Raw genomic sequence first — 24,184 nt, 5'->3', positions numbered from 1 at the left:
CCTGGTTTCACGTGGTGGTTGTGGTGATGCGGGGCGCGGGCTCATCGGCCAGGGCCGCGAACGCCGCGTCGATGAGCGGCGGAAGGCCGCCGTTGTCGCCCGGGGCGATCCAGAACCGCACGGCGGTGCCGAAGGCTCCGACCGCCAGGGAGACGGCGAGCGCCGGGCGCAGGTCGCGCTCGGCGTCGAGTCCGAGCCGGTCGGCGACGATCGCCACCGACGCGGCCTTCGCCTCGTCCTGCACCCGCAGGTAGGCGGGCAGCAGCGACGGCTCCTCGTGGAGCAGCCGCAGCAGGTCGGCGGAGCGGGGCAGGCGGTGCCAGGCGGTCGGTTCGTCGTCCAGCCAGTTCCGGAGTGCCCGGTGGTAGGCCGTGAGGGGGCTCTCCCCCTCGGGGCGGGCGGCGAGCGCCGCGTTGACGCGTGCGTAGTCGACGCGGAGAGCGTCGACCACGGCGTCCTCCTTCCCCGTGAAGTACCGGGAGAAGGTGCGGCGCGAGACGTCGGCGCGGTCGCTGATCGTCTCGACGGTGACCTGGTCGAGGCCGTGGGCGAGGGCCAGGTCCACGGCGGCGTTCGCCATGGCGGCCCGGCTCTCCTGGACCTTGCGGGTCCGGCGGCCCTGTGTGCTGCTCATGCTTCGACTGTACGCCTCGAAGTGTCCCAGTGGGACATCTGTCCCGGGGGGACATGGGGTGAGACGCGCCACTGAGGCTTTCGGCGGCGCATTCGCGCTCTGCTCGCGGGCGCGCACTCGTGCCATCGTGAGGACGGACCGCCGATTGGTACGGACCAGTCGACGGTCGACACCGACGTCCCGAGGAGCGTGCACATGCGCGGCACTACGGTCCTGCCCGGCGAGGGGAACAACGGAGAGCCGGGCGAGGACGGCATGCCCATGCACCGGCTGCAGGTGCCGATGCCCAACGCGCTGCCCTTCGCCATCGGCACGTTCGACAGCATCGGACCCATGTCGCGCGCCTCGTTCCCGCACCGGCACACCTTCCACGAGATCGTCCACGTCACCGGGGGCACCGGCCGGCACGTCGTCGACCTGGGCCGTTTCCCGCTGTGCCCGCCGAACCTGTGCGTCATCGCCCCCGGGCAGGTCCACCACTGGGAGGACGTGACCGGCCTCGAAGGCAGGGTCATCCTCTTCACCGACGACTTCCTCGTGGACCACCCCACCGACCGGCACGTCCTGCGCACCCTCTCCCGGCGCTCCTGGCTTGACCTGCCCGGGGAGGCGGCGGAGGAGACCGCGCGCCTGGTCGCCGAGCTGGACGGCGAGTACCGGTCCGGGGCCACCGGATTCCACAGCGTCCTGCGGGCGCTGCTGCACGTGCTCGTGGTCCGGGCGGCCCGGCTCCCCGCACCCCGCTCATCCGCCGAACCGCCCGCGCCGCCACCCCTGCCCGAGGGACCGTCCCACTCGCGCCCGGGCTCGGTGGCCGCCGACTTCGTGACCCTGATGGGCACTCCCGAGGGGGCCCTGCAGTCGGTGCGGTCCTGCGCCGACCGCCTGGGCGTCTCGGTGAGCTACCTCAGCGAGGTGGTGAAGGCGGAGACCGGCAGGACACCCGGTGAACTGATCCGGCAGACCCGGGTGCACGAGGCCAAACGGCTGCTGCTGCGCACCGAGTTGACGGTCCGCCAGGTCGCGGGACGGGTCGGCTTCAAGGACCCGGCGTACTTCTGCCGCTTCTTCCGCCGCGAGACCGGCGCGAGCCCCGGGGACTTCCGGCGCGGCGGTGGCGATATTCACCACGACCACCGGCTCGAGTCCATCGCCGGGCCCTCCTCCCCCGCATAGCTTCATAGCCGATCCGGAACCACCGACCCCCACAGGCTCAGGAGGAGCGATGGACCACGAGACCGGCAGCCCCGGAGGCGGCATACCAGGCGCGGGCGGCGACCCCGCCGCCGACGGCGTGAACGGCAACAAGGGCCCCAGCCGCAAGACCGTCCTGCGGGCCGCGGCCGCGCTGGGCATGGCCGTGCCGGTGTCCCTCATGGGCGTACCCGCACTGGCCAGGACCGCCGCCGAGCGGGGCGAGGCACCCGAGCTCACCCCCGACTGCGACGACGGGGACGACCCGACCATCCCGCAGATGGAGGGGCCGTACTTCAAGCCCAACTCCCCGCAGCGCACCTCGCTCGTCCAGCCCGGCACCCCCGGCGTGCGCCTCACCGTCACCGGCTACGTCTTCGGGCGTGCCTGCAAGCCGATCTCGCGGGCCCTGCTGGACTTCTGGCAGGCCGACACGTACGGGACGTACGACAACGCCGGATACCGCTTCCGCGGGCACCAGTTCACGGACGCCAACGGCGCGTTCAAGCTCACCACGATCGTGCCCGGCCTCTACCCCGGCCGCACCCGGCACCTGCACGTCAAGGTGCAGGCCCCCGGGCGTCCGATCCTGACGACGCAGCTGTACTTCCCGGGCGAGCCCCGCAACAACACGGACACCATCTTCGATCCCCGCCTCCTCATGAACGTCCGCAGCGTGGGCAACACGAAGGAGGCGGACTTCGACTTCGTCCTGAACGTGCCGCAGTGACCCCGCGTACCGCCGCCGGGCCGCGTACAACCTCGGGCGCCCTCCACCGGTCAACTGATCGGTCGTGACCGTCCGAGGGAAAGAGGAAGTCGAATGTCGCTCGCACACCGCGGAGTCCTGCGCACCATGCCCCTGATCGCCGCGTCGCTGTTGGTGGGCAGCGGCCTTGCGGCCCTGACACTGGGGCAGGGCAGTGCCCGCGCGGACTCCGCCGTGCGGGCGACGGACGACTTCGACGGCGACGGGTTCGCGGACCTCGTCGTCGGCGCGCCCGGCGGCACCGTCTCGGGCAGGGCGAACGCCGGGTACGTGGTGGTGACGTACGGCTCCGAGGACGGCCTCGACCCGGCCCGCAGGAAGGTGGTCAGCCGCGCCACGGCCGGCGTGCCCGGGTCGGCGACGGCGAAGCAGGAGTTCGGGCGGACCTTCACCAAGGGCGACCTGGACCACGACGGGTACACGGACCTGGTCGTCGGCACCGAGGGCCAGGGTTCGGGGTCGGGCGCGGTGGTGTTGTGGGGCTCCGCGTCCGGCCTGACCGGCGGCACCGCGATCGCCACGTACGGGTTCGCGCCGCAGGCCGGGGACTTCGACGGCGACGGCACCACCGACCTCGCGCTGTTCGGCAGGGCGGGCTCGCACGGCGACGACCCGGTCGCCCAGGGCGCCCGCCTCTGGAAGGGCCCCGTAGCGCGCACCGGCACGCCGGCCGCGACCCTCGACTTCATGGACCCGTCGCAGTGGTGGAGCTACGAGACCGACGAGCGGCCCGACCCGTCCTGCCGCGAGCGGCCCGAGGTCTGCGTCGACGGTCCGCTGTCCGTGAAGGGTCCGGTGGTGCCGCAGGGCGTCGGCGACGTCAACGGCGACGGCCGGGCCGACATCGTCATGAACGACTACTCCGGCGACGGCCAGTGGGGCAACAGCGTGCTGTACGGCGGCGCGACCGGGTTCGTGCGGGGGGACGCGCCGGGATCCGGCGACGCGCTGGGCGTCGGTGACGTCAATGGCGACCACTACGCCGACGTGGTCGCGGGCGACAGCGACGAGGACGGCAAGGCGATGGTCTCCTACGGCTCGGCGGACGGCCTCAAGGGCGACGTGCAGAAGTTCGACCAGGACCTGCCGGGCGTGCCGGGCGCGGAGGAGAACGGGGACCGGTTCGGCAGCTCGATCGCGGTCGGTGACGTGACGGGCGACGGGTACGCGGACATCGCGCTCGGCGTACCCGGTGAGGACGTCAAGGACGTCACGGACGCGGGTGCGGTCGTCCTGGTGCACGGCAGCCCCACCGGCGTGACGGGTGCGGGCGCCCAGGCCTTCCATCAGGACACGGCGGGCGTCCCCGGTGTCGCCGAGAAGAACGACCTGTTCGGCGCGGCGGTGTCGCTGCTCGATGTGACGGGCGACGGACACGGCGACCTCGCGGCCTCGTCCGTGGAGGAGAACGCCCGCGCGGGCGCCCTGTGGTCACTGCGCGGCACCGCTGCGGGCACGACCGCCACGGGTTCGGTGGCGTTCGGCCCGAAGGACGTCGACGCGCCGAACACGGCGGCGCTCTTCGGCAGCACGCTGCGGTAGCCGGGGCGCTCAGGCGGCCGGGCGGATCAGCTCCCAGGTGTCGACGGCGTGGTCGAGAGTCATGCCGTGCCGTTCGTAGAGGGCGAGTGCGCCGCTGCTGTTGTCGGTGTCGACGCCGAGGCCGATCCGGTCGCGGCCCAGCGCGGCGTAGTGCCCGAAGGCGTGGCGCAGCAGATGGCTGCCGATGCCGCGCCCGCGGGCCTCGGCCAGGACGCCGAGGTTGCCTATCCAGCCCATCGACGGGCGGTTGTCGTGGGTGCGCAGCACGGCGGCGTCGCCGAGCCCTTCGACGTGGGCGACCCAGATGAGCGACCAGTCCACGTTCGGGGCGTCGATGTCGTCGAGCCACTGCGCGTAGGTGCGCGGCTGGTGGTCGAAGTGCTCGGTGAAGCTCTCCTGGAGCAGGGCGTGGGCGCGCCTGCGGTCCTCCTCGGCGAGGCAGGGGCGCAGGACCACACCGGGCGGCGCCTTCGGCAGCGGATCCGTGTCCGCGCCGATCCGGCGTGCCAGCACGTTGTAGCGCCGCACGGTCCGCCAGCCTCGCGCACGGAGGTCCCGCGGGTCCGTGGTGGGCTCGGTGTTGAGGTGCAGATGCACCACGGCCCGCGCCGCACCGTTGGCCGCCGCGCGCTCGGCGGCGCGGGCCTCCAGCAGGTCGAGGAGGTGCAGGGCGCCCTGCGGCCGGCCGGGCAGGACGTAGTGGTCGACGTCGATGCGCTCGCCGCCGGATTCGTCCCACGCCAACGCGTACCCGACGAGCAGGTCACCGTCGAAGAGCAGCCAGGAGTCCCGCTCCAGGTCCACCTCGGGGTGGACGAAATCGGCCCGCACCTCGGCTGTTTCGGTGTCGGCGCGGCCGATCTCCAGGACGTCGACCTCGTTGAGCAGCGCGCACACGGCCGCCGCGTCGTCGAGCGTCGCCGGGCGCACGGTGAGCCCCTGGGGCGGTGTGGGAGACGTCGTCATGGGTCCACTGTCCGGGGGCGGGATCCGCACGCGCAACGGACTTTTCGCGTTGCCGAGGGCGCCGATGTCCCGAAGTCGAGGGCCCCGAGAGCGGCCGCGCGAGCCGGGTCCTGCCGAGCGCGGCCGGTTCCCACCGTAGGACGAGTCCGGTGTCCGCCCGTCCGCCGGGGCCCGACCGGCGCGCAAGTGGTCCCGTCGCAGTACGCGGCGCCCGGGGCTTTCGCGTAGGCCGACCGGTACCGCGACGTTCCCGGAACGCGGAGGGTCAGGCCAGCACCGCCCGTACCGTCTTGCCCCCGCGGTGCGCCCCCACGACCTCGAGCCGGTGGGTCAGCAGCCGGACCATCGCCAGGCCGCGTCCGCTCTCCCTCTCCGTGTTGTCCATGCCGTGTTTCTGGAACCGTGGATGCTCGGGGCTGGCGTCGGTGACCTCCACGGTCACCCGCGCCCCCGACACCTCGACGCGCAGCCGGCAGCCGCCTCGTCCGTGCCGCAGCGCGTTGGACACGAGCTCGGAGACGATCAGCGCGGCGTCGTCCATCCGCTCGGCGTCCACCTCGGTCTTGCGGCGCCGTGACCCGGCGAGGAACGCGGAGGCCAGTCTCCGCGCGCGGCCCGCCGAAGCGGGCTCCTGCGGCAGCGCGTACTCCACCCGTTCCGTGGGCCGACGGGCGCGCTGGTGCGCACGCATGGCAGCTCACTCCCCTCCCTGTAGCAGGCCGGCGTCCACCCGCGAACCATGTCGCCACCGGGGTCGCCGCCCATCCGGCGCGACCTGTCCTGCCTCACGGTGATGCCCTCGCGTACAGATCACCAATCCGCGCGCGGCCACTTCCGTGAACACGGCCTCGAACGACGCTCATTGACCTTGACATCGACTTCGAACCAGACTGAGCGGCCGTCCGATCCTCCGTACCGGGAAGGCCGCCCATGCATCCGACGCCCCGCCCCTTCAAGGACTACCAGGACGAGATCTACCTCGACGGTCTGCGCGGCGTCGTTCCCGAGTACCCGATGAAGTACGCGGAGTGGGAGGCGCGCGCCCATGCCGCGATGCCGCCTTCGGTCGTCTCGTACGTCGCGGGCGGCGCCGGCGACGAGCGCACACAGGACGCCAACGTCACCGCGTTCGAGCGGTGGGGGCTGATACCGCGCATGTTCGTGGGGGCCGCGGAGCGCGACCTGTCCGTGGACCTGTTCGGCATGACGCTGCCCTCTCCCCTGTTCATGGCGCCCATCGGGGTCCTCGGCATCTGTACGCAGGACGGGCACGGCGATCTCGCGACCGCGCGGGCGGCCGCGCGGACCGGGGTCCCGATGGTCGCCTCGACCCTGTCCGCCGACCCGATGGAGGAGGTCGCCGCCGAGTTCGGCGATACGCCCGGCTTCTTCCAGCTGTACACGCCGACGGACCGCGCTCTCGCCGAGAGCCTGGTCCGCCGGGCGGAGAAGTCCGGGTTCAAGGGCATCGTCGTCACCCTGGACACCTGGATCACCGGCTGGCGCCCGCGCGACCTGGGCGCCTCCAACTTCCCGCAGCTGCGCGGCCACTGCCTGGCCAACTACACGAGCGACCCGGTGTTCCGCGCGCAGCTGCCCGCCGACCCCGAGCACGACATGCAGTCCGCGGTGCTCAAGTGGGTGCAGGTCTTCGGGAATCCGCTCACGTGGGACGACCTGCCGTGGCTGCGCTCCCTGACCTCGCTGCCGCTGATCATCAAGGGCCTCTGTCATCCCGAGGACGTGCGCCGGGCCAGGGACGGCGGGGTGGACGGCATCTACTGCTCCAACCACGGCGGCCGTCAGGCCAACGGCGGGCTTCCCGCGCTCGACGTGCTGCCCGCGGTCGTCGAGGCCGCCGAGGGGCTGCCCGTCCTCTTCGATTCGGGGGTGCGCAGCGGCGCGGACATCGTCAAGGCCGTCGCGCTCGGCGCCACCGCGGTGGGTGTGGGCCGCCCGTACGCGTACGGGCTCGGCATGGGCGGGGCCGACGGCGTGACGCACGTGCTGCGCTCGCTGCTCGCCGAGGCGGACCTGCTGATGGCAGTCGACGGCTATCCGACGCTCGCGGACCTCACCGCGGAGGCGCTCCAGCGCGTGCGGTGACGCGTACCCGGCCCGCCGCCGTGGCTCAGCCGACACCTCATTAGACACCTACACGTTTCCTGTGAGACATTGGTGTCTCATTCGAAACTGAGGTGTTACTCCACATGACCCCGCAGCGTGATCCTCGGCGCTGGGCCGTCCTCGCGATCCTCTCCGGCAGCCTCCTGCTGATCGCCATGGACACCACGATCCTGAACGTCGCCTTCCCCTCCCTGGTCGCCGATCTGCGGCCCAGCTCCGTACAGCAGCTGTGGATCATCGACATCTACGCCCTCGTGCTGTCCGGCCTCCTCGTCACCGCCGGCGCGCTCGGCGACCGGTGGGGCCGCAAGCGGCTGCTCCTGATCGGCTTCGGCGTCTTCGCCCTCGCCTCGCTCCTCGCCGTCTTCGCGACCGCCGCGTGGCAGGTCATCGCCGCCCGCGCGCTGCTCGGCGCCGGTGGCGCGACGATCATGCCGGCCACCCTGTCGATCCTGCGGAAGGTCTTCACCGACGCCCGCGAGCGCGCCCTCGCCTACGCGGTGTGGTCGGCCGTCTTCGGCGGCGGCATGGCGCTCGGTCCGGTCGTCGGCGGTCTGCTCGTCGAGCACGACGGCTGGCAGTCGGCGTTCCTGATCAACATCCCCGTCGCACTGGTGATCATCGCGCTCGGCCTGTGGATCCTGCCCGAGTCCCGTCAGCCCCGCGAGGGCCGCTGGGACTGGTGGGGCGTGGGCCAGTCCGTCGTCGGCATGCTCGCCCTCGCGGGCGGCATCAAGCAGCTCGGCAAGGGCGGCCCCGCCGACCCCGTCGCCTGGGCGCTGCTCGCCGTCGCCGCGGTGACCCTCACGGTCTTCGTACGCCGCCAGCTGCGCCTGGCCCACCCACTGCTGCAGGTGCGCCTCTTCGCGTCCCGGCCCTTCGCCATCGCCGCCGCCTCGATCTTCCTCGGCATGATCGCGCTCGGCTCGGCGCTGTTCCTGATCACCCAGTGGTTCCAGTACGGCGAGGGCTACAGCCCCCTGGAGGCCGGCATCCGGATGCTGCCCGCACCGCTCGGCCTGGTCCTGACCTCGCTGGTCACCCCGGCGCTGATGCACCGCCTGCCGATCCGCCACGTCATGGGCGGCGGCCTGCTCCTGATGACGGCGGGGCTCTCCCTGCCGTGGCTGCTCCAGCTGTCGGGCCCGCTCGGCTACGGCGAGGTCGCCGTGGCGCTCGGCGTGCTCGGCTGCGGCGTCGGCATCGCGACGACCGCCGCGTCCGTGACGCTGATGGCGGCCACCCCGGCCGAGGACGTCAGCGGCGCGGCGGCGGTCGAGGAGACCTGCTACGAGCTCGGCGCCGCGATGGGCGTGGCCGTGCTCGGCAGCATCGCCACCGCGCTGTACCGCGTGAACCTGCCCGACCTCGGTCTCACGGCGGACACCGCGGCGTCCGTGAGCGACTCGATCGGCGAGGCGGCCCGGGTGGCGTCCGGCCTCACGGGCCCGGCCGGTGCCGAGCTGCTTTCGCGGGCCGCCGACGCGTTCACCTCCGGGATGACGCCGACGTTCCTGATGGCGGCCGCGCTGCCGCTGGCCGCCGCGGCGCTCACCTGGGCGAAGATCCCGAAGAACCTGCGCCCGACGGAGGACGCGCACTGACCGGATGGACCGTGCGGCACAACTGGCAACAGCCGTCCCTCAGTTCACCCCTATCATCTGTTCGGCAGTGACTCGACAGTGTGAGAGGACAACGGGGAATTGAGTTCCATACGCAAGCGCGGCGCACGCAAGCGCCGCATGGCGATGGCCGGCGTGGGCGCCGCGGCGGCCGTCGTGGCGGGGGTCCAGTTGTCGCCCGCCGCCTTCGGCACCGGCGGCGACGACGAGCCGGCCGCGGCGCACCCGGCCGCCGAGGCGGCGGACTTCGGCGCCACCCGCTCCGACGGCACGTCCTTCGAGGACGGCGTGATGTCCCTGAAGTCGACGCCCGTGGCCCGCTCCGCGGCGCCGTCGGGCGCGTCCGGGCGTGCCGCCGCGGCCGCCCCGCACGGCACGGGCTGGCAGTCGGGCGGCGCGTCGAAGTACCTCGCCTCCGGCTACACCATCAAGTTCTACGACAAGAAGTCCGCGGACTGGCTGGCCCCATACGTGAAGAAGTCCGCCGCCGACCTCCAGCGCGTCACGACGCTCCCGGTGAAGGTCGACACACAACCGGTCGGCTGGGACTACGTACGGCCCAAGGGCGAGATCATCGTCGGTGTGCTGCACCGGCCGTGCGTACCGCCGGCCGACGGAGGCTCACAGGGCTGGAAGGTCGTCCGTGACGGCTCCGGCAGCAAGAGCCTGAGCTGCGGCTTCTACTCCTCGTCCGTCGCCGACACGGTGACCAGCGGGCACGCGTACATCGACGACGAGTTCCTCACCGCGGCCGGCAAGCCCGCCCCGTCCATGGGCGAAACGTATTTCCGCAACCACATCAGCCACGAGCTCGGGCACACGATGGGGCTGGCGCACGCCAACCGCAGCGCGACCCGCGGCGACTGCGTCAAGGGGTCGGACTCCGGCCAGTTCCCCGTGATGTGCACGCCCACCACCGCGTACCAGGACAAGCGCGCGGGCACCTACGTCCAGCAGTACGACATGCAGGGCCTGCGCCACCTGGCGCGCGGCGGCGGCGCGGCGCTGCCCCCGCAGGGCAAGGTGACCGGTATCGGCCGCAAGTGCCTCGACGCCAAGGGCGGCAAGGCGGCCAACGGCACGCAGATCCAGATCTACACCTGCAACAGCGGCCCCGGGCAGTCCTGGATCCCGCAGCAGGACGGCACGATCCGCGCGCTCGGCAAGTGCCTGGACAACTACCGCAACGCGAGCACCAACGGCAACAAGATCTCCCTGTACGACTGCAACGGCGGTGCGTCCCAGCGCTGGAAGGTCAACGCCAAGGGTCAGGTCGTGCACGTCGCGTCCGGCAAGGTCCTCGACGTGAAGGGCGGCTCCACCGCCAACAGCACCAAGGTCCAGCTGTACGCGGCGAACACGTACAAGCGGCAGATCTGGGTCATGCCCAAGTAGCGCACCAGTAGCGCACCCCGGTGGGCGGGCGCGTCCGCAGGCACGGCCCGAGCGGCTACAGTCACCTGCGATCACCCCCGCCCACCTGGGAGAACCTCCGACCATGGCCGTCGACGAACTCGACACCCGCATCCTCCGGCTGCTGCTCGAACAGCCCCGCACCAGCCTGCGCGAGTACGCCCGCGTCCTCGGCATCGCGCGCGGCACCCTCCAGGCCAGGCTCGACCGCATGGAGCGGGACGGCGTGATCACCGGCACCGGCCCGTTCCTCTCGCCCGCCGCGCTCGGCCACCCCGTGCTCGCCTTCGTCCACATCGAGGTCACGCAGGGGCACCTGGACGAGGTGGGGGACGCGCTGGCCGCCGTGCCGGAGATCATCGAGGCGCACTCGATCACGGGCGGCGGCGATCTCCTGACCCGGGTCGCGGCGCGCGACAACGGGCACCTGGAGGACGTCGTGCAGCAGCTGATCAACCTGCCGGGTGTGGTGCGCACGCGGACGGAGATGGCGCTGCGGGAGCGGGTGCCGCACCGGCTGCTGCCCCTGGTCGAGTCGGTCGGCAGGTCGGTCGCCGGACAGGGATGACCAGGCGGTTTGGCATGCTGGAGGTCATGAGCACCTTCGGCAGGACCGCGGTCGTCTTCGACCTGGACGGCACTCTCGTGGACAGCGAGCCCAACTACTACGAAGCCTCGCGGGCCCTGCTCGCCGACTTCACGGGCCGGGAGTACACCTGGGCCGACAACGAGCAGTACGTCGGCATCAGCTCCCACGAGACGCTCGCGCTGTGGCGGCGGGAGTACGGGATGGCGGCGTCCGTGGCCGAGCTGCTCGCCGACCTCGACCGCCGCTACCTGGCGCTCGCCCGTGCCCGGACCCCCGTCTACCCGGAGATGCGCAAGCTCGTCGAGCGGCTGTACGACGCGGGCGTGCCGATGGCGGTGGCGTCCGGCTCCTCCCGGGCCGCCATCGAGGCGATCCTCGCGGGCACGGGCCTGGACGCCCATCTGACGACGTTCGTCTCCGCCGAGGAGGTGGAGCGCGGCAAGCCCGCGCCGGACGTGTTCCTCGCGGCGGCCGCGCTGCTCGGCGCGGAGCCCGCGGACTGCGTGGTCTTCGAGGACGCGGCGCCGGGCGCCGCGGCCGCGCACGCGGCGGGCATGCGCTGCGTCGCGGTCCCCTACGTCGCCGCCCACGCGGACGACCCGGCCTTCGCCGGTGCGGAGCTGCTGTTCCGGGGCGGCCAGCAGGAGTTCACGGCCCAGGCGGCCCTCGACGTACTGGCGGCCGGCCGGGGCCTGTGAGGGCAGTCCGGCCGCGGTCGGCGGGACCGCCTCAGACCAGCTCGGGCTGCGGCTTCGGTTCGGCGGGCGCGACCTTCGGCTCCCACAGCCGGGTCGTCCACACGTAGCCCTGGACCACCGAGGCCATCGCGAGGATGAGCAGCGGCCCCGCCACCCACGGGTACTCGGCCATCTGCACCGGCAGATAGCGGTACGCCACCAGGAGCGCGACGAAGACGCCGGTGCCGTAGGCGACGAGCCGGACGGCCGACCGGTCCCAGCCGCGGTCGAACGAGCGCATCGCGGCGTCGATGGTGAACGCGAACACGACTCCCGCGATGAGGTCGGCGCCGTAGTGGTAGCCGAAGCCCAGGGTGGCGCCGAGCGTCGCGATCAGCCAGAACGTGCCCGCGTACCGGAGCCAGCGCGGTCCCTTGCGGGAGTGGATGAAGATCGCGGTGGCCCATGCCGTGTGCAGGCTGGGCATGCAGTTGCGCGGGGTGAACCCGTCGTACGGCATCGCGTGCGGGGCGGTGAGCGGCGGCGCCGTGTGCGGCCACAGCTCGGCGAGCGCCCACTGGCTGCCGCCGGTGCCGAAGGCCCCCTCCCCGTACGCGAAGATCGGTCCGACCACCGGGAAGACCATGTAGACGGCGGGTCCGACCATGCCGATGACCAGGAAGGTGCGCACCAGGTAGTGGCCGGGGAAGCGGCCCTCGGTGGCGACGTTGCGCAGCTGGTACAGCGAGACGCAGACCGCGGCCACCGCGAGCTGGATGTAGACCCAGTCCAGGACGGTGGAGCCGACCGGCCCGGTCGCCTCGACCATGCGGCCCACCAGCCACGACGGGTTGCCCAGCGCGTGGTCGGCGACGGCGACGTACGGATCGAGGACCGTCGGGCGGGTCTTCGAGGTGATGAGCAGCCAGGCGTCACCGGTCTTGCGGCCCGCGACGAGCAGCAGACCGAGGCCGACGCCCTTGAGGAGCAGGACCCGTTCCGGCCCGGTGCGGCGGGTGACGGCGATGACGCCGACGCCCAGGATCACCCACAGCGCGCCGTTGCCGAACATCATGTCGGCGCCGACCGCGAGGCGTGCCAGGAAGAAGACGACGTCGATGGCGACGGCGACGCCGAAGGCGATGAACCGCTGGCGCCAGGTGAGCACGACCATCATCAGCGCCATGCTCGCGTACAGCAGCGGCCCCGACTTCGGCGCGAAGATCACCTCGCTCGCCTGGGCGGCGATCGGCCCCGGCAGGCCGTAGTGCCGCGAGGCGATCTCCAGCGCGATGAGGAACCCGAGGGTCACCACACCCGCCGCCGTCCACAGCATCACCCGCGGGCGGCGCAGGGCCGGGATCAGCTGTGTGCGGTCTTTGCGCGGAGATATCCGCGGTGCTTTAGATATCAATGGTCTGGCCGTTTGTTAGGTGCGTGGGCTGAAATAGTCCACTCTCGCCGGGGCCGGATCATGCTATCCGAGCACGGCTCCGGTCAGGCGGCCCCGGCCACCCGCTCCGGGGTGAGCAGCTCCGCGAGGCGCTCCGCGGGCAACAGCCCCTTCTCGAGAACCAGTTCGGCGACGCCCCGGCCCGTGCTCAGGGCCTCCTGCGCGATCTCGGTGGCCGCGGTGTACCCGATGTGCGGGTTGAGCGCGGTGACCAGGCCGATGGAGGTCTCCACCGAGGCGCGCAGCACCTCCGTGTTGGCGGTGATGCCGGTCACGCAGCGCTCGGCGAGCGTCAGGCAGGCGGCGCGCAGCGAGGTGATGCTCTTGGCCAGGGAGTGCAGGATGACCGGCTCGAACGCGTTGAGCTGGAGCTGTCCCGCCTCTGCGGCCATCGTGATCGTGACGTCGTTGCCGATCACCTCGAAGGCGACCTGGTTGACGACCTCGGGGATGACCGGGTTGACCTTGCCAGGCATGATGCTCGACCCGGCCTGCACCGGCGGCAGATTGATCTCGTTGAGTCCCGCGCGCGGGCCGGACGAGAGGAGCCGCAGGTCGTTGCAGCTCTTGGAGAGCTTGACCGCGATGCGCTTCAGGACACCGGACAGGTGCACGAAGGCGCCGCAGTCCTGCGTCGCCTCGACCAGGTTGGCGGCGGTCACCAGCGGCATGCCGGTGATCTCGGCGAGGTGGCGGCGGGCGGTCTCCGCGTATCCGGCGGGGGCGTTGAGGCCCGTGCCGATGGCGGTGGCGCCGAGGTTGATCTCATGGATGAGCTCGACGGCCTCGGCGAGCCGGGCGCGGTCCTCGTCGATCATCACTGCGTACGCGGAGAACTCCTGGCCGAGCGTCATCGGCACGGCGTCCTGCAACTGGGTGCGCCCCATCTTCAGGACGTCACGGAACTCCAGGGCCTTCGCGGCGAACGCGTCCTGCACCACCGACATCGCGCGCAGCAGCCCGTGCACGGCACTGACGGTCGCGACCTTCACGGCGGTCGGATACACGTCATTGGTGGACTGGCTGAGGTTGACGTCCTCGTTGGGGTGCAGATGTTCGTACGCGCCCTTGGGGTGCCCGAGGAGCTCCAGCGCCCGGTTGGCGACGACCTCGTTGGCGTTCATGTTGGTGGAAGTGCCGGCGCCGCCCTGGATGACGTCGACGACGAACTGGTCGTGCAGCCGTCCCGCACGAATCTCCCGGCACGCGGCCGCGATGGCATCGGCCTTCACCTTCGGAAGCAGCCCCAGCTCCTCGTTGGCCCGGGCCGCGGCCTCCTTGACGGCGGCGAGCGCGTCGATGAGCTGCGGATACACGGAGATCGGGATGCCCGTGATGGGGAAGTTCTCCGTGGCACGGAGGGAGTGGATGCCCCAGTAGGCATCGGCGGGCACATCACGATCCCCGAGCAGGTCGTGCTCGCGACGGAGGGCGGGGACGGGGATGGGGGCGGGGACGGTGCTCATGATGCAGTACGTGTTTCTCTTCCAGGCGCGGGGGCGCCGCTTCGTTCTGTACGGGGGGGTGGGCGCCGTGCACTCTCTTCGCGGGCGGGACAAGGCACAGTCCAGGGGCGCGGGGAACTGCGCGACCAGCCACATCCGGCCCGCAGACGAAAACACTCAGGCAGCCGCAGCCTCATCCAGGGCCACCGAACCGACGACGTGGCGCAGCGCAGCGCCCCGCTCCCCCGGCCCGGAGGCCGAGAGGAGAGCCGCAAGCACCGCACTCCGCCCCTGCCCCGCCCGCAACGTCCCCGTGAGCACCGCTCCGGCCGCCGCGAGATCGACCGCCCCGCCGTGCGTATAGATCTCGGTGACGGGCCCGCCCTGGACACGGGTGGTGAGGGCGACCAGAACGCCCCGCTCGATCGCCGCGGTGACGGCGCCGACGAACTCGGGCGTCGCGTTGCCCGCCCCCGTGGCGACGAGCACGATGCCCTGCGCGCCCGCCTCGACGGCCGTCTCCACGAACAGCGGGTCGGCGTCGACGTGGTGCATGACCATGTCTATGCGCGGCAGGGTCGCGTCAGCCGGGGGCAGCGGCAGCGGGGCGGGCCGCAGCGGACGGTGCAGTATCGAGATCTTGCCGAAACCGACCTTGCCGACGGGCGGCCCCGACGGATCGGCGAACGCGTCGGCGGCGAGGGTCTGCGTCTTCACCGTGCCGCGGGCCGCGTGCACCTTGCCGTCGAAGACGACGAGGACACCGAGGTCGCGCACGGTCGCGGCGGTGAGCAGCGCGTCGTACAGGTTGCCGGGCCCGTCGCCGTCCTCGGCGCCCAACGGCTTCTGCGCACCGGTGAAGACGACCGGCCGGGGGTCGTCGTGGTAGAGGTCGAGGAGGAAGGCGGACTCCTCCAGCGTGTCCGTGCCGTGCGTGACGACGATGCCGTCGACTCCGGGGTCGGCGAGGACCTCGTGCACGGTGCGCAGGAGGGTGAGCTGCTGGGCGGAGGTCAGACGCGGGCTGTTCACGTTGAAGAGGTCGATGACCTCGGAGGTGATGTCCTGGGGTATCGCGGCCGTGGCGAGCACCTCGCGGCCGGGGGCGTCGGCGGCGAAGCCGGTCCCCTGCCAACGGCTCGCGATCGTCCCGCCGGTGCTGATGACGACGATCCGTCGCGCCTGTGCTTCCACGTCCGTATACCTCCCAGGGAACCTGAGGACCATCAGCCCCCTGAGTGGTGGGCAGCCTCGCCGCAAGGATAGATCGAACATTGCGCAATGTGTTTGCCAAAATCGAAGACTTGTGCAACATACGTGGTGGATAATTGCGCCATGGACGAGATCGACCGCAGCATCTTGCGTGAGCTTCAGAACGACGGCCGACTGACCAATCAGGAGCTGGCCGCGCGGGTCGGCCTCAGCGCGTCCCCCTGCATGCGCCGGGTGCGCCAGCTGGAGCTGGACGGGGTCATCCGGGGATACCGCGCGGTGGTCGCCCCGGAAGCGGTCGGCCGGGGGTTCGAGGTGCTGGTCTCCATCGAGGTGCGCCGCGACCGCGAGACCGTCGAGGCGTTCGAGGCGGCACTCCAGGACATTCCGGATGTCATCGAGGCGTACCGCCTGTTCGGGAGCCCCGGCTGCCTCCTGCGCATCGCGGTCGCGGACCTCGCCGCGTACGAGCGGCTGTGGATCGAGCGGCTCACCACGCTGGCCGGGGTCACCGAGGTCAACTCGCAGATCATCATGAAGCGGATCAAGGAACCGCAGGGCCTGCCGGTGGACGACTGAGCGCGACCCCTCTTTGGTACAGACCTATTGACGCCTGGTCCAGACCTGCCTAGCGTGACGCCTCGCACCACGCACGTCTCCTCCCCCCTCCCCCCAAGGAGTCCAGCGTGTTCGGTCGGACGTTACGCCTGCTGGGGTCGGCGCTCGCGCTGGCCTGTGTCGCCCAACTACCGGCCGCCGCGGCGGCCCCCGCCGCACCCCGTGCCGCCGACACCTGCGCGGTCAAGCCGAAGCCCGCGGGCAAGGTGCTCCAGGGGTACTGGGAGAACTGGGACGGCGCCTCCAACGGCGTGCACCCGCCGTTCGGCTGGACCCCCATCACCGACAGCCGCATCAAACAGCACGGCTACAACGTCATCAACGCGGCCTTCCCCGTCATCCGCTCCGACGGCACCGTCCTGTGGGAGGACGGCATGGACGCGACGGTGAAGGTCGCGACGCCCGCCGAGATGTGCCAGGCGAAGGCGGACGGCGCGACCATCCTGATGTCCATCGGCGGCGCGACGGCGGGCATCGACCTGAACTCCACCGCCGTCGCCGACCGCTTCGTCGAGACGATCGTGCCGATCCTGAAGAAGTACAACTTCGACGGCATCGACATCGACATCGAGACGGGCCTCGTGGGCAGCGGCAACATCAACCAGCTGTCGGCCTCGCAGTCCAACCTCATCCGCATCATCGACGGCGTGCTCGCCCGCATGCCCGCGGGCTTCGGCCTCACGATGGCCCCCGAGACGGCGTACGTCACCGGCGGCAGCGTCGTCTACGGCTCGATCTGGGGCGCGTACCTGCCGATCATCAAGAAGTACGCGGACAACGGCCGCCTGTGGTGGCTGAACATGCAGTACTACAACGGCAGCATGTACGGCTGCTCCGGCGACTCCTACTCCGCGGGCACCGTGCAGGGCTTCACCGCCCAGACCGACTGCCTCAACAAGGGCCTGAACATCCAGGGCACCACCATCAAGGTCCCCTACGACAAACAGGTCCCGGGCCTCCCCGCCCAACCGGGCGCCGGCGGCGGCTACATGTCCCCGAGCCTCGTCACCCAGGCCTGGAACCGCTACAACGGCGCCCTCAAGGGCCTGATGACGTGGTCGATCAACTGGGACGGGTCAAAGGGCTGGACGTTCGGCGACAACTTCAAGCGGATCAGCTGACCCGCCCCTGATCCCGCCCCTCGGCACCGGCACCGGCACCGGCCGCCAACACGGTCTCGCGGAACGCGGCGACGACCGGGCGCAGGTCGATCCGGTGCCATACGGCCCACAGTCGGACGGACCGCCGGAACCACGGGAGTTCGCGGACGGTCACCCCCTCGGTGCGGCCCCGCACCATGCTCTGCTGCACGAACGCGAGGCCGAGCCCGGAGGCCACCAGGCCCAGCGCGGTCAGGGGCTCCGGGGCCTCGAAGCGGATGTCGGGGGCGAACCCCGCGGCGGCGCACGCGGCGACGAAGTCGTCCCGCCAGACGTGGTCCTGGCCGTCCTCGACGGCGATCCAGGGCAGGCCGTCGAGGTCCGCGGGCCGCACCTCGTCGGCGTCGGCCAGTGGGTGGCCGCTGGGCACGGCCAGGAGCAGCGGGTCCGCCAGCAGGAGCGCGCCGCGCAGGTCGGGGTCCTCCGCGGGCGGCGCCTCCGGGACCAGGGCGATGTCCAGGCTGCGCTGGCGCAGGCCCTCGAACTGCTCGGGGGCGGTCAGGTCGTAGAGGGCCACGTGGATGCCGGGGCGGTCCTCGTTGAGGGTGCGCAGGGCGCCGGGGAGCAGACCGGTGTGCATGGCGTCGCTCACGTACCCCACGCACAGGCCGCCCTCGTCGCCGCGGCCGAGGCGCCGGCCGAGGTTCTCCAGCCGGTCCGCGTGCCGCAGCAGGGCGGTGGCCTCGGCGAGGAAGACGCGGCCGTCGGAGGTGAGCCGCAGGCGCTGCTGGCTGCGTTCGAACAGCGTCAGACCCAGGTTCTTCTCCAGCTGGGCGATCTGCCGGCTGAGCGGGGACTGCGAGATGTTCAGGCGCTCGGCGGCCCGTCCGACATGCTCCTCCTCGGCCACGGTCACGAAATAGCGCAGTTGTCGCAGGTCAAGCATGTAAGACCTCGGGGGACTCAAGTATGACCAAGTAAGTCTTGGACAGTCTGACCCGTCGATCCTAGCCTGGACGGAGCAAGAGACGCGGACAGGGGTAAATGCCCTCGTATCCGCACATAACCCTCGTCGACGCAAGGATCTTCTCCATGGGCATCAAGTCCCTCCTCCCCGGCCGTCTCGGCTTCGGCACCGCCCCGCTCGGCAACATGTTCCGCGCCATCCCCGACGACGAGGCGCGCGCCACCGTCGAGGCCGCCTGGGACCACGGCATCCGTTACTACGACACCGCACCCTTCTACGGCGCCGGACTCGCGGAGAGCCGCCTCGGCGAGGTGCTCGCCGGGAAGCCCCGCGACTCCTACGTCCTGTCCACCAAGGTCGGACGCGTCATCCTGGACGAGCACGAGACCGCCACGCCCGACTTCGGCGAGAAGGGCGGCCTGTTCGAGCACGGCAACCCGAACAAGATCGTGCACGAGTGGACGGCCGACGCCACCGAACGCTCCATAGAGGACAGCCTCAAGCGTCTGGGGACCGACCGCCTCGACATCGTCTGGGTCCACGACATCGCCCAGGACTTCCACGGCGACCAGTGGCTGCAGAAGTTCGAGGAGGCCCGCACCGGCGCCTTCCGCGTCCTGTCCCGGCTCCGCGACGAAGGCGTGATCAAGGCGTGGGGCCTCGGTGTCAACAAGACCGAGCCCATCGAGCTGACCCTCGACCTCGACGAGCCGCGCCCCGACGGCTTCCTCCTCGCGGGCCGCTACACCCTCCTCGACCACGACCACGCCCTCCAGCGGCTGCTGCCCGCGGCCCGCGAGCAGGGCGTCGACATGGTCGTCGGCGGCCCCTACAGCTCCGGCATCCTCGCGGGCGGCACCCACTTCGAGTACCAGGAGGCGCCCGCCGAGATCGTCGAGCGCGTCGGCCGCCTGAAGGCACTCGCCCAGAAGCACGGCGTGAGCATCAAGGCCGCGGCCCTGCAGTTCTCGCTCGCCCACCCGGCGACCGCCGCCGTCATCCCCGGCGCCACCCGCCCCAGCCGCATCGCCGAGGACACGGCCGCACTGAACGAGGACGTCCCCCAGGCCTTCTGGACGGAGCTGCGCGCCGCGGAGCTGGTCAGCCCGTCCGCCCCGCTCCCGAACGACGCCTGAGCGCCTCCCCGTCGGGAATCACCGCACAAGGGACCTTCGCCCCTGTCGTCCCCCACCGTGGCCGCCTACGGTGGGGGGCACTTCCGTCCGGTACGGATACAGGCACGAGCACAGGCACATGGAGAGGAGGCGGGAACCGTGGACCACAGTCCGAGTCCGAGTCGCGATCGACTCCTCAGCACCCTTCACCCGCCTTTTCTTCGCGGCACGCACTGACGTCTTCGGCGTCGCCTGCCGCCCCGGTCCATCCGGAGGTGCGCCATGACCTTCCTCGTCTTCGCCCACAAGCCCGCCGTCCGCTTCACCCGTCATGTCGCCCTGGTCTGGAGGCGGTTGGCCGACGCCCCGCTCGACAACACGGTGTGCGCCCTGCGCTCAGCCTCGCCGGAACACGGCGACCGTTCGCGCGGGAACGGTAAAGGTGCCCGAACTCCGCGCGTACGCCGCTGACTTGACGGTGGGGTCGGCGCCGGACGCCTGGATCGGGTGCAGGTCATAGCGGGCGCCCCGTACGGCGTCGACGCGCTGCCGTCGCGTCTGTGGGCTCGCGTTGAGGACGACCACCAGGTCGCCGAGTTTCATGGTGATGACGCCCGGTGTTTCGTCGGCGGTACCGGACAGCGGGAAGGACAGCGCCGACTGGACCTTCCCGGCCGTGGCCAGGGAGAAGGCCGATTCGGTCGTCCGGATGCGCAGCAGGTCCCGGTACGCGGCCGACGTGCTGTTGATCTCCTCGCAGCCCGGGGTCAGCGCCGCCGCGGACGACAACAAGGGCTTCGCGTAAGGCCACTTGTCCTTGTTGTCGGCGGCGGGCGGCAGGCCCCGGCCGAAGCCGTTGCCCGCGCGGCAGTCCCAGTTGATCGTGTTGAACCAGTCGCCGCTGTCGTAGGAGTTGCGGTCGAGGGACTTGGAGCGCAGCAGGTCCGTGCCGGCCTGGGAGAGCGCCGGGCCCTGGGAGAGGGCGGCGGTCGCCATGGCGAGGACCTGCATGCGGGCCCGGTCACCCGCTGACGTGTCCTTCGGCAGCTTGAAGGCGAGCGCGTCGTACAGCGATTCGTTGTCGTGCGCGTCGGCGTAGGAGAGCGCGTCGCCGGGCCGCGCCGCGTACCCGGCGGGGGCCCCGTTGTAGTCGACGTCCGCGCCCTTGACCCTGCGTCCGGCCGAGTCCGTGAAGGTGTAGCCGGCGAGGTTCCCGGTCAGGCCGACCTTGATGAGGTCCTGGTAGTGCAGGAGGCGGGCCTTCTGTTGGGCCGGAGTGCCGTTCGACTCGGACGAGTTGGGGTCCGTGTACAGGCCGCTGGCGAAGCCCTGCACGCCCGGGTCCCCGTCGAACGGGCCGCCGCCGCGCAGCGCGTCGCGCGAGCGGTCGGAGAACGTCGCGATGCCGGTGCCCGCCATGTTCTTCTGGGTGGCCTGCACGAACCGGGCGTCGTCGGCGACCTCGCCGAAGTTCCACCCCTCCCCGTACAGGACGATGCTCTTGCCGTCGACGCCGTCCTTCGCCGGGGTCAGCGCGTCGAGCGCCTTGCGGACGGCGAGGATGTTGGCCTTCGGGTGGTGTCCCATCAGGTCGAAGCGGAAGCCGTCGACCTTGTACTCCCGCGCCCACGTGACGATCGAGTCGACGACGAGCTTGCCCATCATCGCGTTCTCGGGCGCCGTGTCGGCGCAGCAGGTGGAGGTGGTGACCGCACCGTCCGCGTCCAGGCGCTGGTAGTAGCCCGGCACGATCCTGTCCAGCACGGACTTGTCGGCCTGGCCGCTCGCGACGGTGTGGTTGTAGACGACGTCCATCACCGTGCGCAGCCCCGAGCCGTTCAGGCCCCGCACCATCTCGCGGAACTCCACGGTGCGGCGGGTGCCGTCGGGGTCGCTCGCGTACGAGCCCTCCGGGACCGTGTAGTGCAGCGGGTCGTATCCCCAGTTGTACGCGTCCTGGCCCGCGCTCCTGGTGACGCAGGCCTGCTGCTCCTCCGAGTCGGGGGCGTACGCGGGCAGGTCGCAGTCGGGGGTGGCCCGGTCGGCGGCGCGCTCGGGGACGGTGCCGATGTCGAAGACCGGCAGCAGGTGCACGTACGACGTGCCGGCGCGGGCCAGGCGTCGCAGGTGCTGCATGCCGTCGGACGTCTTGTCCGTGAACGCCAGGTACTGGCCGGGGTGGTCCGACGTGGGGTCGGCGGCGGAGAAGTCCCGGACGTGCAGCTCCTGGATCTGCGCGTCGCGCAGCGGGGTCGCCTTCGGCTTGCGCAGCCCGGCCCACCCCTCGGGGGCGAGCTCCGGGTCGGCCAGGTCGACGGCGAGGCTGCGCTCCGAGTCGGCGGTGAGCGCGGTGGAGTAGGGGTCGGTGACCTTGTTGGTGACGACCTCGCGGACGCTCGGCGCCCACACCTCGACGACGTACCGGTAGGCCTTGCCCGACCAGCTGCCGGGCCCGGTCGCCGACCAGACCCCGGAGGCGCGGTCCCGGTGCATCGTCACCGTACGGCCGCCGATGTCGAGGGAGACCCGCTGGGCGGTGGGAGCCCAGACGGCGAGGGTGACGCGGCCGTGCGCGAAGCGGGGGCCGAGGGTGGCCTTGGTGGCGGCGGCGCCGTACAGGTCGTCGAGGACGCCCTGCGTCTGCACGCCGGTGGCGGAGCGCAGGGTGCCGTCGGCGGTGCGGGCCGTGGCGACGAGCTGGCCGGTGAGGGCGGCGCGCACCAGGCGGCGGTCGCGGGGGTCGACGGTGAAGGCCGCGTACTCCTTGAGGTGCGGGAACCTGGCCTTCTGGGCGTCGGTGAGGCCGCCGCCTTCGGCGGGAGTGAGGCGCAGGCGGTGGACCGCCGCTCCCCCGATGTCGCCGCCCGCGACCGTGAGGCCGCCGTGGGGTGCGTACAGGAGCTCGTGACGGCTCCCCGGGCTCGCGTCCCAGGCCAGGGTGTTCCTGTCGATCCACTGGGCCCTCGACTTCGACAGGTCGAGTGGATCGGCCTGCCCTGTCTGCTCGGCCGCGGCGGATGCGGCGGACGCGGGCGACGGAACCAGCGGCACCGCGCCCGCCGTCGCGGTCAGGGGCACGGTGGCGGCGAGCAGGGCGAGGGCCACGGTCACGGCGGCGCGGCGCGGGGAGCCGGTCACAGCGGTTTCTCCTTGAGAGGTGGGCTTGAGGGAGAGGTGGGCTTGAGGGGCGGGGAGGAAAGGTGCGGCCGCCCGGCAGCGGGGACACGGATGGGCCGGGCGGCCGGCCTATGGGCGGTGGGCTCGGGGCCGGTCAGCAGTTCTTGGACCCGGCGTGCAGCGCGAGGGCCGTGTTCGGGGCGACGGACGCCGTGAACCGCCCCGAGCCGTCCACGCCGACGCTCCTGCCGCTCTGCACGTCGCAGTACGTGCCCGCCGCCAGGGAGGTCTGGAAGGTGCGGTTGACGGTGGCACCCTCGTGGTTGATGACGACGTACGCCTTGTCGCCGCGGCCGAAGGCGATCGTGTCGTTGCCGTTGTCCCACCAGTCGGTGACGGACGCGCCGCGCGCGGCGTTGCGGAACTTGACCATGCCGCGGATCTCCGGCCAGGCGTGCTGGCACTTCCACCCGTCGCTGTAACAGGCCTTCACCTGGCCGCCGTTGGGCGGCCCGGCGTCCGTGCTGCTGAACTCGTAGCCGGAGTGGACGTCGGGCGAGCCGTAGGGCCAGGCCAGCATGAAGACGTGCGCCAGCGTGTGGTCGGCGCCGTCCTTGTAGCTGAGGGTCTGGCCATGGCGCTCGGTGTCGTGGTTGGTGACGAACACCGCGCTGGTGCCGCTCGGCATGTAGCCCCAGCCCTCGCCGTAGTTCTTCAGGTAGGCGAGCTTCTCGTCCTTGAAGACGCGCTTGAGGTCCCAGGCGTAGCGGAACTCCTGCGGGTCGCCGGTCGCGGTGTACTCGCTCGGAGATACGGCCTCGCCGGCCCCGTACAGCGTCTCCTGCTTCCAGTGGACATTCGGGTTGCTCAGCCGCGACTTGATGTTCTTCAGGTCGTCGACGGGCATGTGCTTGGCCGCGTCGATGCGGAAGCCGTCCACGCCGAGCGAGAGGAGGTCGTTGAGGTACGTGGCGATGCGGCCGCGCACGTGGTTCTCGCCGGTGTCGAGGTCGGCGAGGCCGCCGAGCTCGCAGTGCTGGACGTTCCAGCGGTCCTGGTAGTTGTTGATGGCGGACTTGCAGTCGTCCATGTCGGCGGACGAGTACGTGCCCGGGTAGTCGTACTTGGTGAAGCCGGAGCCCGCCGAGCCGGTGCCGGACGCGTTCGTCATGTGGTTGATCACCGCGTCGGCGACGACCTTCACCCCGGCCGCGTGGCAGGTGTCGACCATGCTCTTGAACGCGGCGCGGTCGCCGAGCCGGGAGCCGATCTTGTAGCTGACCGGCTGGTACGCGGTCCACCAGGCGTCGCCCTGGATGCGCTCCTGGGGCGGCGACACCTGCACGTATCCGTAGCCGTCCGGGCCGAGCCGGTCCGTGCAGGCCTTCGCGACGGACTTGAAGTTCCACTCGAACAGGACGGCGGTGACGTCCTTCGCGCCGGGCGGGGCGGCCTGGGACGCGGGGGCCCCGGCGACGACACTGCCCGCGACACCCACCATCAGGGCGAGCGTGGTCGCGGTGGCTCTGCGGCTCTGCGTGGTCCGGGCGGTCATGGGGAACCTCCTGCGCGTGGGGAGAACCAACCTTCAGCGAGTGCTTCCTTCGACAAGCCAGCCCTCAGC

The 24,184-nt window shown here is 71.5% G+C and carries 18 protein-coding genes and 2 pseudogenes; 11 read left to right on the top strand and 9 right to left on the bottom strand.

Annotated elements, in window-relative coordinates; all coding sequences use genetic code 11:
- Positions 1 to 7 precede the first annotated feature (7 nt).
- Positions 8 to 634, bottom strand: coding sequence for a TetR family transcriptional regulator (locus DEJ48_RS33870; protein ID WP_150219947.1), 627 nt, complete (start codon positions 632 to 634; stop codon positions 8 to 10).
- Positions 635 to 829: 195 nt separating this feature from the next.
- Here DEJ48_RS33870 and DEJ48_RS33865 point away from each other — a divergent pair, with 195 nt between their 5' ends.
- The 3 genes and pseudogenes from DEJ48_RS33865 to DEJ48_RS33855 all read left to right on the top strand — a co-directional run bounded on the left by DEJ48_RS33865 (position 830) and on the right by DEJ48_RS33855 (position 4,139).
- The gene (locus DEJ48_RS33865; RefSeq protein ID WP_190537758.1) at positions 830 to 1,810 is read left to right on the top strand and encodes an AraC family transcriptional regulator; all 981 of its coding nucleotides are present in this window, start codon (positions 830 to 832) and stop codon (positions 1,808 to 1,810) included.
- A gap of 49 nt (positions 1,811 to 1,859) precedes the next feature.
- A pseudogene (locus tag DEJ48_RS33860) lies at positions 1,860 to 2,555 on the top strand (dioxygenase); the annotation flags it as partial.
- Between the two features lie 96 nt (positions 2,556 to 2,651).
- On the top strand, positions 2,652 to 4,139 hold the full coding sequence (locus DEJ48_RS33855) for an FG-GAP and VCBS repeat-containing protein (RefSeq protein ID WP_150219945.1): 1,488 nt from the start codon (positions 2,652 to 2,654) through the stop codon (positions 4,137 to 4,139).
- A gap of 9 nt (positions 4,140 to 4,148) precedes the next feature.
- Here DEJ48_RS33855 and DEJ48_RS33850 read toward each other — a convergent pair whose 3' ends face one another.
- Positions 4,149 to 5,105, bottom strand: a complete 957-nt coding sequence (locus DEJ48_RS33850) for a GNAT family N-acetyltransferase (protein ID WP_150219944.1) — start codon at positions 5,103 to 5,105, stop codon at positions 4,149 to 4,151.
- Positions 5,106 to 5,370: 265 nt separating this feature from the next.
- The gene (locus DEJ48_RS33845) at positions 5,371 to 5,796 is read right to left on the bottom strand and encodes an ATP-binding protein (RefSeq protein WP_223832284.1); all 426 of its coding nucleotides are present in this window, start codon (positions 5,794 to 5,796) and stop codon (positions 5,371 to 5,373) included.
- Positions 5,797 to 6,035: 239 nt separating this feature from the next.
- On the opposite strand from DEJ48_RS33845, the gene DEJ48_RS33840 reads away from it, so the two are divergent.
- From DEJ48_RS33840 to DEJ48_RS33820, 5 genes are all read left to right on the top strand, one after another.
- Positions 6,036 to 7,211: an alpha-hydroxy-acid oxidizing protein gene (locus DEJ48_RS33840; RefSeq protein WP_150219943.1), complete on the top strand. Its 1,176-nt coding sequence runs from the start codon at positions 6,036 to 6,038 to the stop codon at positions 7,209 to 7,211.
- Between the two features lie 104 nt (positions 7,212 to 7,315).
- Positions 7,316 to 8,836 (top strand): MFS transporter, encoded by a 1,521-nt coding sequence (locus DEJ48_RS33835; RefSeq protein WP_150219942.1) that lies wholly within the window; start codon positions 7,316 to 7,318, stop codon positions 8,834 to 8,836.
- A gap of 99 nt (positions 8,837 to 8,935) precedes the next feature.
- A complete protein-coding gene (locus DEJ48_RS33830) occupies positions 8,936 to 10,249 on the top strand; it encodes a ricin-type beta-trefoil lectin domain protein (RefSeq protein ID WP_223832283.1) in 1,314 nt (437 codons plus the stop codon).
- A 103-nt stretch (positions 10,250 to 10,352) separates the two neighbouring features.
- Positions 10,353 to 10,835, top strand: a complete 483-nt coding sequence (locus DEJ48_RS33825) for an Lrp/AsnC family transcriptional regulator (protein ID WP_150219941.1) — start codon at positions 10,353 to 10,355, stop codon at positions 10,833 to 10,835.
- A 26-nt stretch (positions 10,836 to 10,861) separates the two neighbouring features.
- Positions 10,862 to 11,554, top strand: a complete 693-nt coding sequence (locus DEJ48_RS33820; protein ID WP_150219940.1) for an HAD family hydrolase — start codon at positions 10,862 to 10,864, stop codon at positions 11,552 to 11,554.
- Between the two features lie 31 nt (positions 11,555 to 11,585).
- On the opposite strand, the gene DEJ48_RS33815 is transcribed toward DEJ48_RS33820, so the two are convergent.
- The 3 genes from DEJ48_RS33815 to DEJ48_RS33805 all read right to left on the bottom strand — a co-directional run bounded on the left by DEJ48_RS33815 (position 11,586) and on the right by DEJ48_RS33805 (position 15,625).
- On the bottom strand, positions 11,586 to 12,869 hold the full coding sequence (locus DEJ48_RS33815) for a phosphatase PAP2 family protein (RefSeq protein ID WP_150221552.1): 1,284 nt from the start codon (positions 12,867 to 12,869) through the stop codon (positions 11,586 to 11,588).
- Positions 12,870 to 13,030: 161 nt separating this feature from the next.
- Positions 13,031 to 14,452, bottom strand: a complete 1,422-nt coding sequence (gene aspA, locus DEJ48_RS33810) for an aspartate ammonia-lyase (protein ID WP_150219939.1) — start codon at positions 14,450 to 14,452, stop codon at positions 13,031 to 13,033.
- 156 nt (positions 14,453 to 14,608) lie between these two features.
- A complete protein-coding gene (locus tag DEJ48_RS33805) occupies positions 14,609 to 15,625 on the bottom strand; it encodes an asparaginase (RefSeq protein WP_223832282.1) in 1,017 nt (338 codons plus the stop codon).
- 141 nt (positions 15,626 to 15,766) lie between these two features.
- On the opposite strand from DEJ48_RS33805, the gene DEJ48_RS33800 reads away from it, so the two are divergent.
- Both DEJ48_RS33800 and DEJ48_RS33795 read left to right on the top strand, forming a co-directional pair.
- The gene (locus tag DEJ48_RS33800; protein WP_150219937.1) at positions 15,767 to 16,222 is read left to right on the top strand and encodes an Lrp/AsnC family transcriptional regulator; all 456 of its coding nucleotides are present in this window, start codon (positions 15,767 to 15,769) and stop codon (positions 16,220 to 16,222) included.
- A gap of 107 nt (positions 16,223 to 16,329) precedes the next feature.
- On the top strand, positions 16,330 to 17,382 hold the full coding sequence (locus tag DEJ48_RS33795) for a chitinase (protein WP_150219936.1): 1,053 nt from the start codon (positions 16,330 to 16,332) through the stop codon (positions 17,380 to 17,382).
- On the opposite strand, the gene DEJ48_RS33790 is transcribed toward DEJ48_RS33795, so the two are convergent.
- Positions 17,375 to 18,307: a LysR substrate-binding domain-containing protein gene (locus DEJ48_RS33790; protein ID WP_150219935.1), complete on the bottom strand. Its 933-nt coding sequence runs from the start codon at positions 18,305 to 18,307 to the stop codon at positions 17,375 to 17,377. The genes DEJ48_RS33795 and DEJ48_RS33790 overlap by 8 nt on opposite strands.
- 146 nt (positions 18,308 to 18,453) lie before the next feature.
- Between DEJ48_RS33790 and DEJ48_RS33785 the strand changes: the two genes are divergently transcribed.
- Positions 18,454 to 19,464 (top strand): aldo/keto reductase, encoded by a 1,011-nt coding sequence (locus DEJ48_RS33785; protein WP_150219934.1) that lies wholly within the window; start codon positions 18,454 to 18,456, stop codon positions 19,462 to 19,464.
- Positions 19,465 to 19,839: 375 nt separating this feature from the next.
- Here DEJ48_RS33785 and pulA read toward each other — a convergent pair whose 3' ends face one another.
- Positions 19,840 to 22,581: a pullulanase-type alpha-1,6-glucosidase gene (gene pulA, locus DEJ48_RS33780; protein WP_150219933.1), complete on the bottom strand. Its 2,742-nt coding sequence runs from the start codon at positions 22,579 to 22,581 to the stop codon at positions 19,840 to 19,842.
- A gap of 136 nt (positions 22,582 to 22,717) precedes the next feature.
- Positions 22,718 to 24,061, bottom strand: a pseudogene (locus DEJ48_RS33775) (alpha-amylase); the annotation flags it as partial.
- Positions 24,062 to 24,184 lie beyond the last annotated feature (123 nt).

The sequence above is a fragment of the Streptomyces venezuelae genome, assembly GCF_008642315.1.
Lineage (GTDB): Bacteria > Actinomycetota > Actinomycetes > Streptomycetales > Streptomycetaceae > Streptomyces > Streptomyces venezuelae_D.
The sequence above is the reverse complement of the archived record's forward strand: the minus strand, read 5'-3'. Positions and strand labels throughout refer to the sequence as shown.

What these genes read in the sequence shown, in the direction of transcription:
- DEJ48_RS33845 (WP_223832284.1), bottom strand. Translation starts at nt 5,796, where the DNA reads ATGCGTGCGCACCAGCGCGCCCGTCGGCCCACGGAACGGGTGGAGTAC.
- DEJ48_RS33800 (WP_150219937.1), top strand. Translation starts at nt 15,767, where the DNA reads ATGGACGAGATCGACCGCAGCATCTTGCGTGAGCTTCAGAACGACGGC.
- DEJ48_RS33825 (WP_150219941.1), top strand. Translation starts at nt 10,353, where the DNA reads ATGGCCGTCGACGAACTCGACACCCGCATCCTCCGGCTGCTGCTCGAA.
- DEJ48_RS33790 (WP_150219935.1), bottom strand. Translation starts at nt 18,307, where the DNA reads ATGCTTGACCTGCGACAACTGCGCTATTTCGTGACCGTGGCCGAGGAG.
- aspA (WP_150219939.1), bottom strand. Translation starts at nt 14,452, where the DNA reads ATGAGCACCGTCCCCGCCCCCATCCCCGTCCCCGCCCTCCGTCGCGAG.
- DEJ48_RS33785 (WP_150219934.1), top strand. Translation starts at nt 18,454, where the DNA reads ATGGGCATCAAGTCCCTCCTCCCCGGCCGTCTCGGCTTCGGCACCGCC.
- DEJ48_RS33855 (WP_150219945.1), top strand. Translation starts at nt 2,652, where the DNA reads ATGTCGCTCGCACACCGCGGAGTCCTGCGCACCATGCCCCTGATCGCC.
- DEJ48_RS33850 (WP_150219944.1), bottom strand. Translation starts at nt 5,105, where the DNA reads ATGACGACGTCTCCCACACCGCCCCAGGGGCTCACCGTGCGCCCGGCG.
- DEJ48_RS33865 (WP_190537758.1), top strand. Translation starts at nt 830, where the DNA reads ATGCGCGGCACTACGGTCCTGCCCGGCGAGGGGAACAACGGAGAGCCG.
- DEJ48_RS33820 (WP_150219940.1), top strand. Translation starts at nt 10,862, where the DNA reads ATGAGCACCTTCGGCAGGACCGCGGTCGTCTTCGACCTGGACGGCACT.
- DEJ48_RS33870 (WP_150219947.1), bottom strand. Translation starts at nt 634, where the DNA reads ATGAGCAGCACACAGGGCCGCCGGACCCGCAAGGTCCAGGAGAGCCGG.
- DEJ48_RS33815 (WP_150221552.1), bottom strand. Translation starts at nt 12,869, where the DNA reads ATGCTGTGGACGGCGGCGGGTGTGGTGACCCTCGGGTTCCTCATCGCG.
- DEJ48_RS33835 (WP_150219942.1), top strand. Translation starts at nt 7,316, where the DNA reads ATGACCCCGCAGCGTGATCCTCGGCGCTGGGCCGTCCTCGCGATCCTC.
- DEJ48_RS33840 (WP_150219943.1), top strand. Translation starts at nt 6,036, where the DNA reads ATGCATCCGACGCCCCGCCCCTTCAAGGACTACCAGGACGAGATCTAC.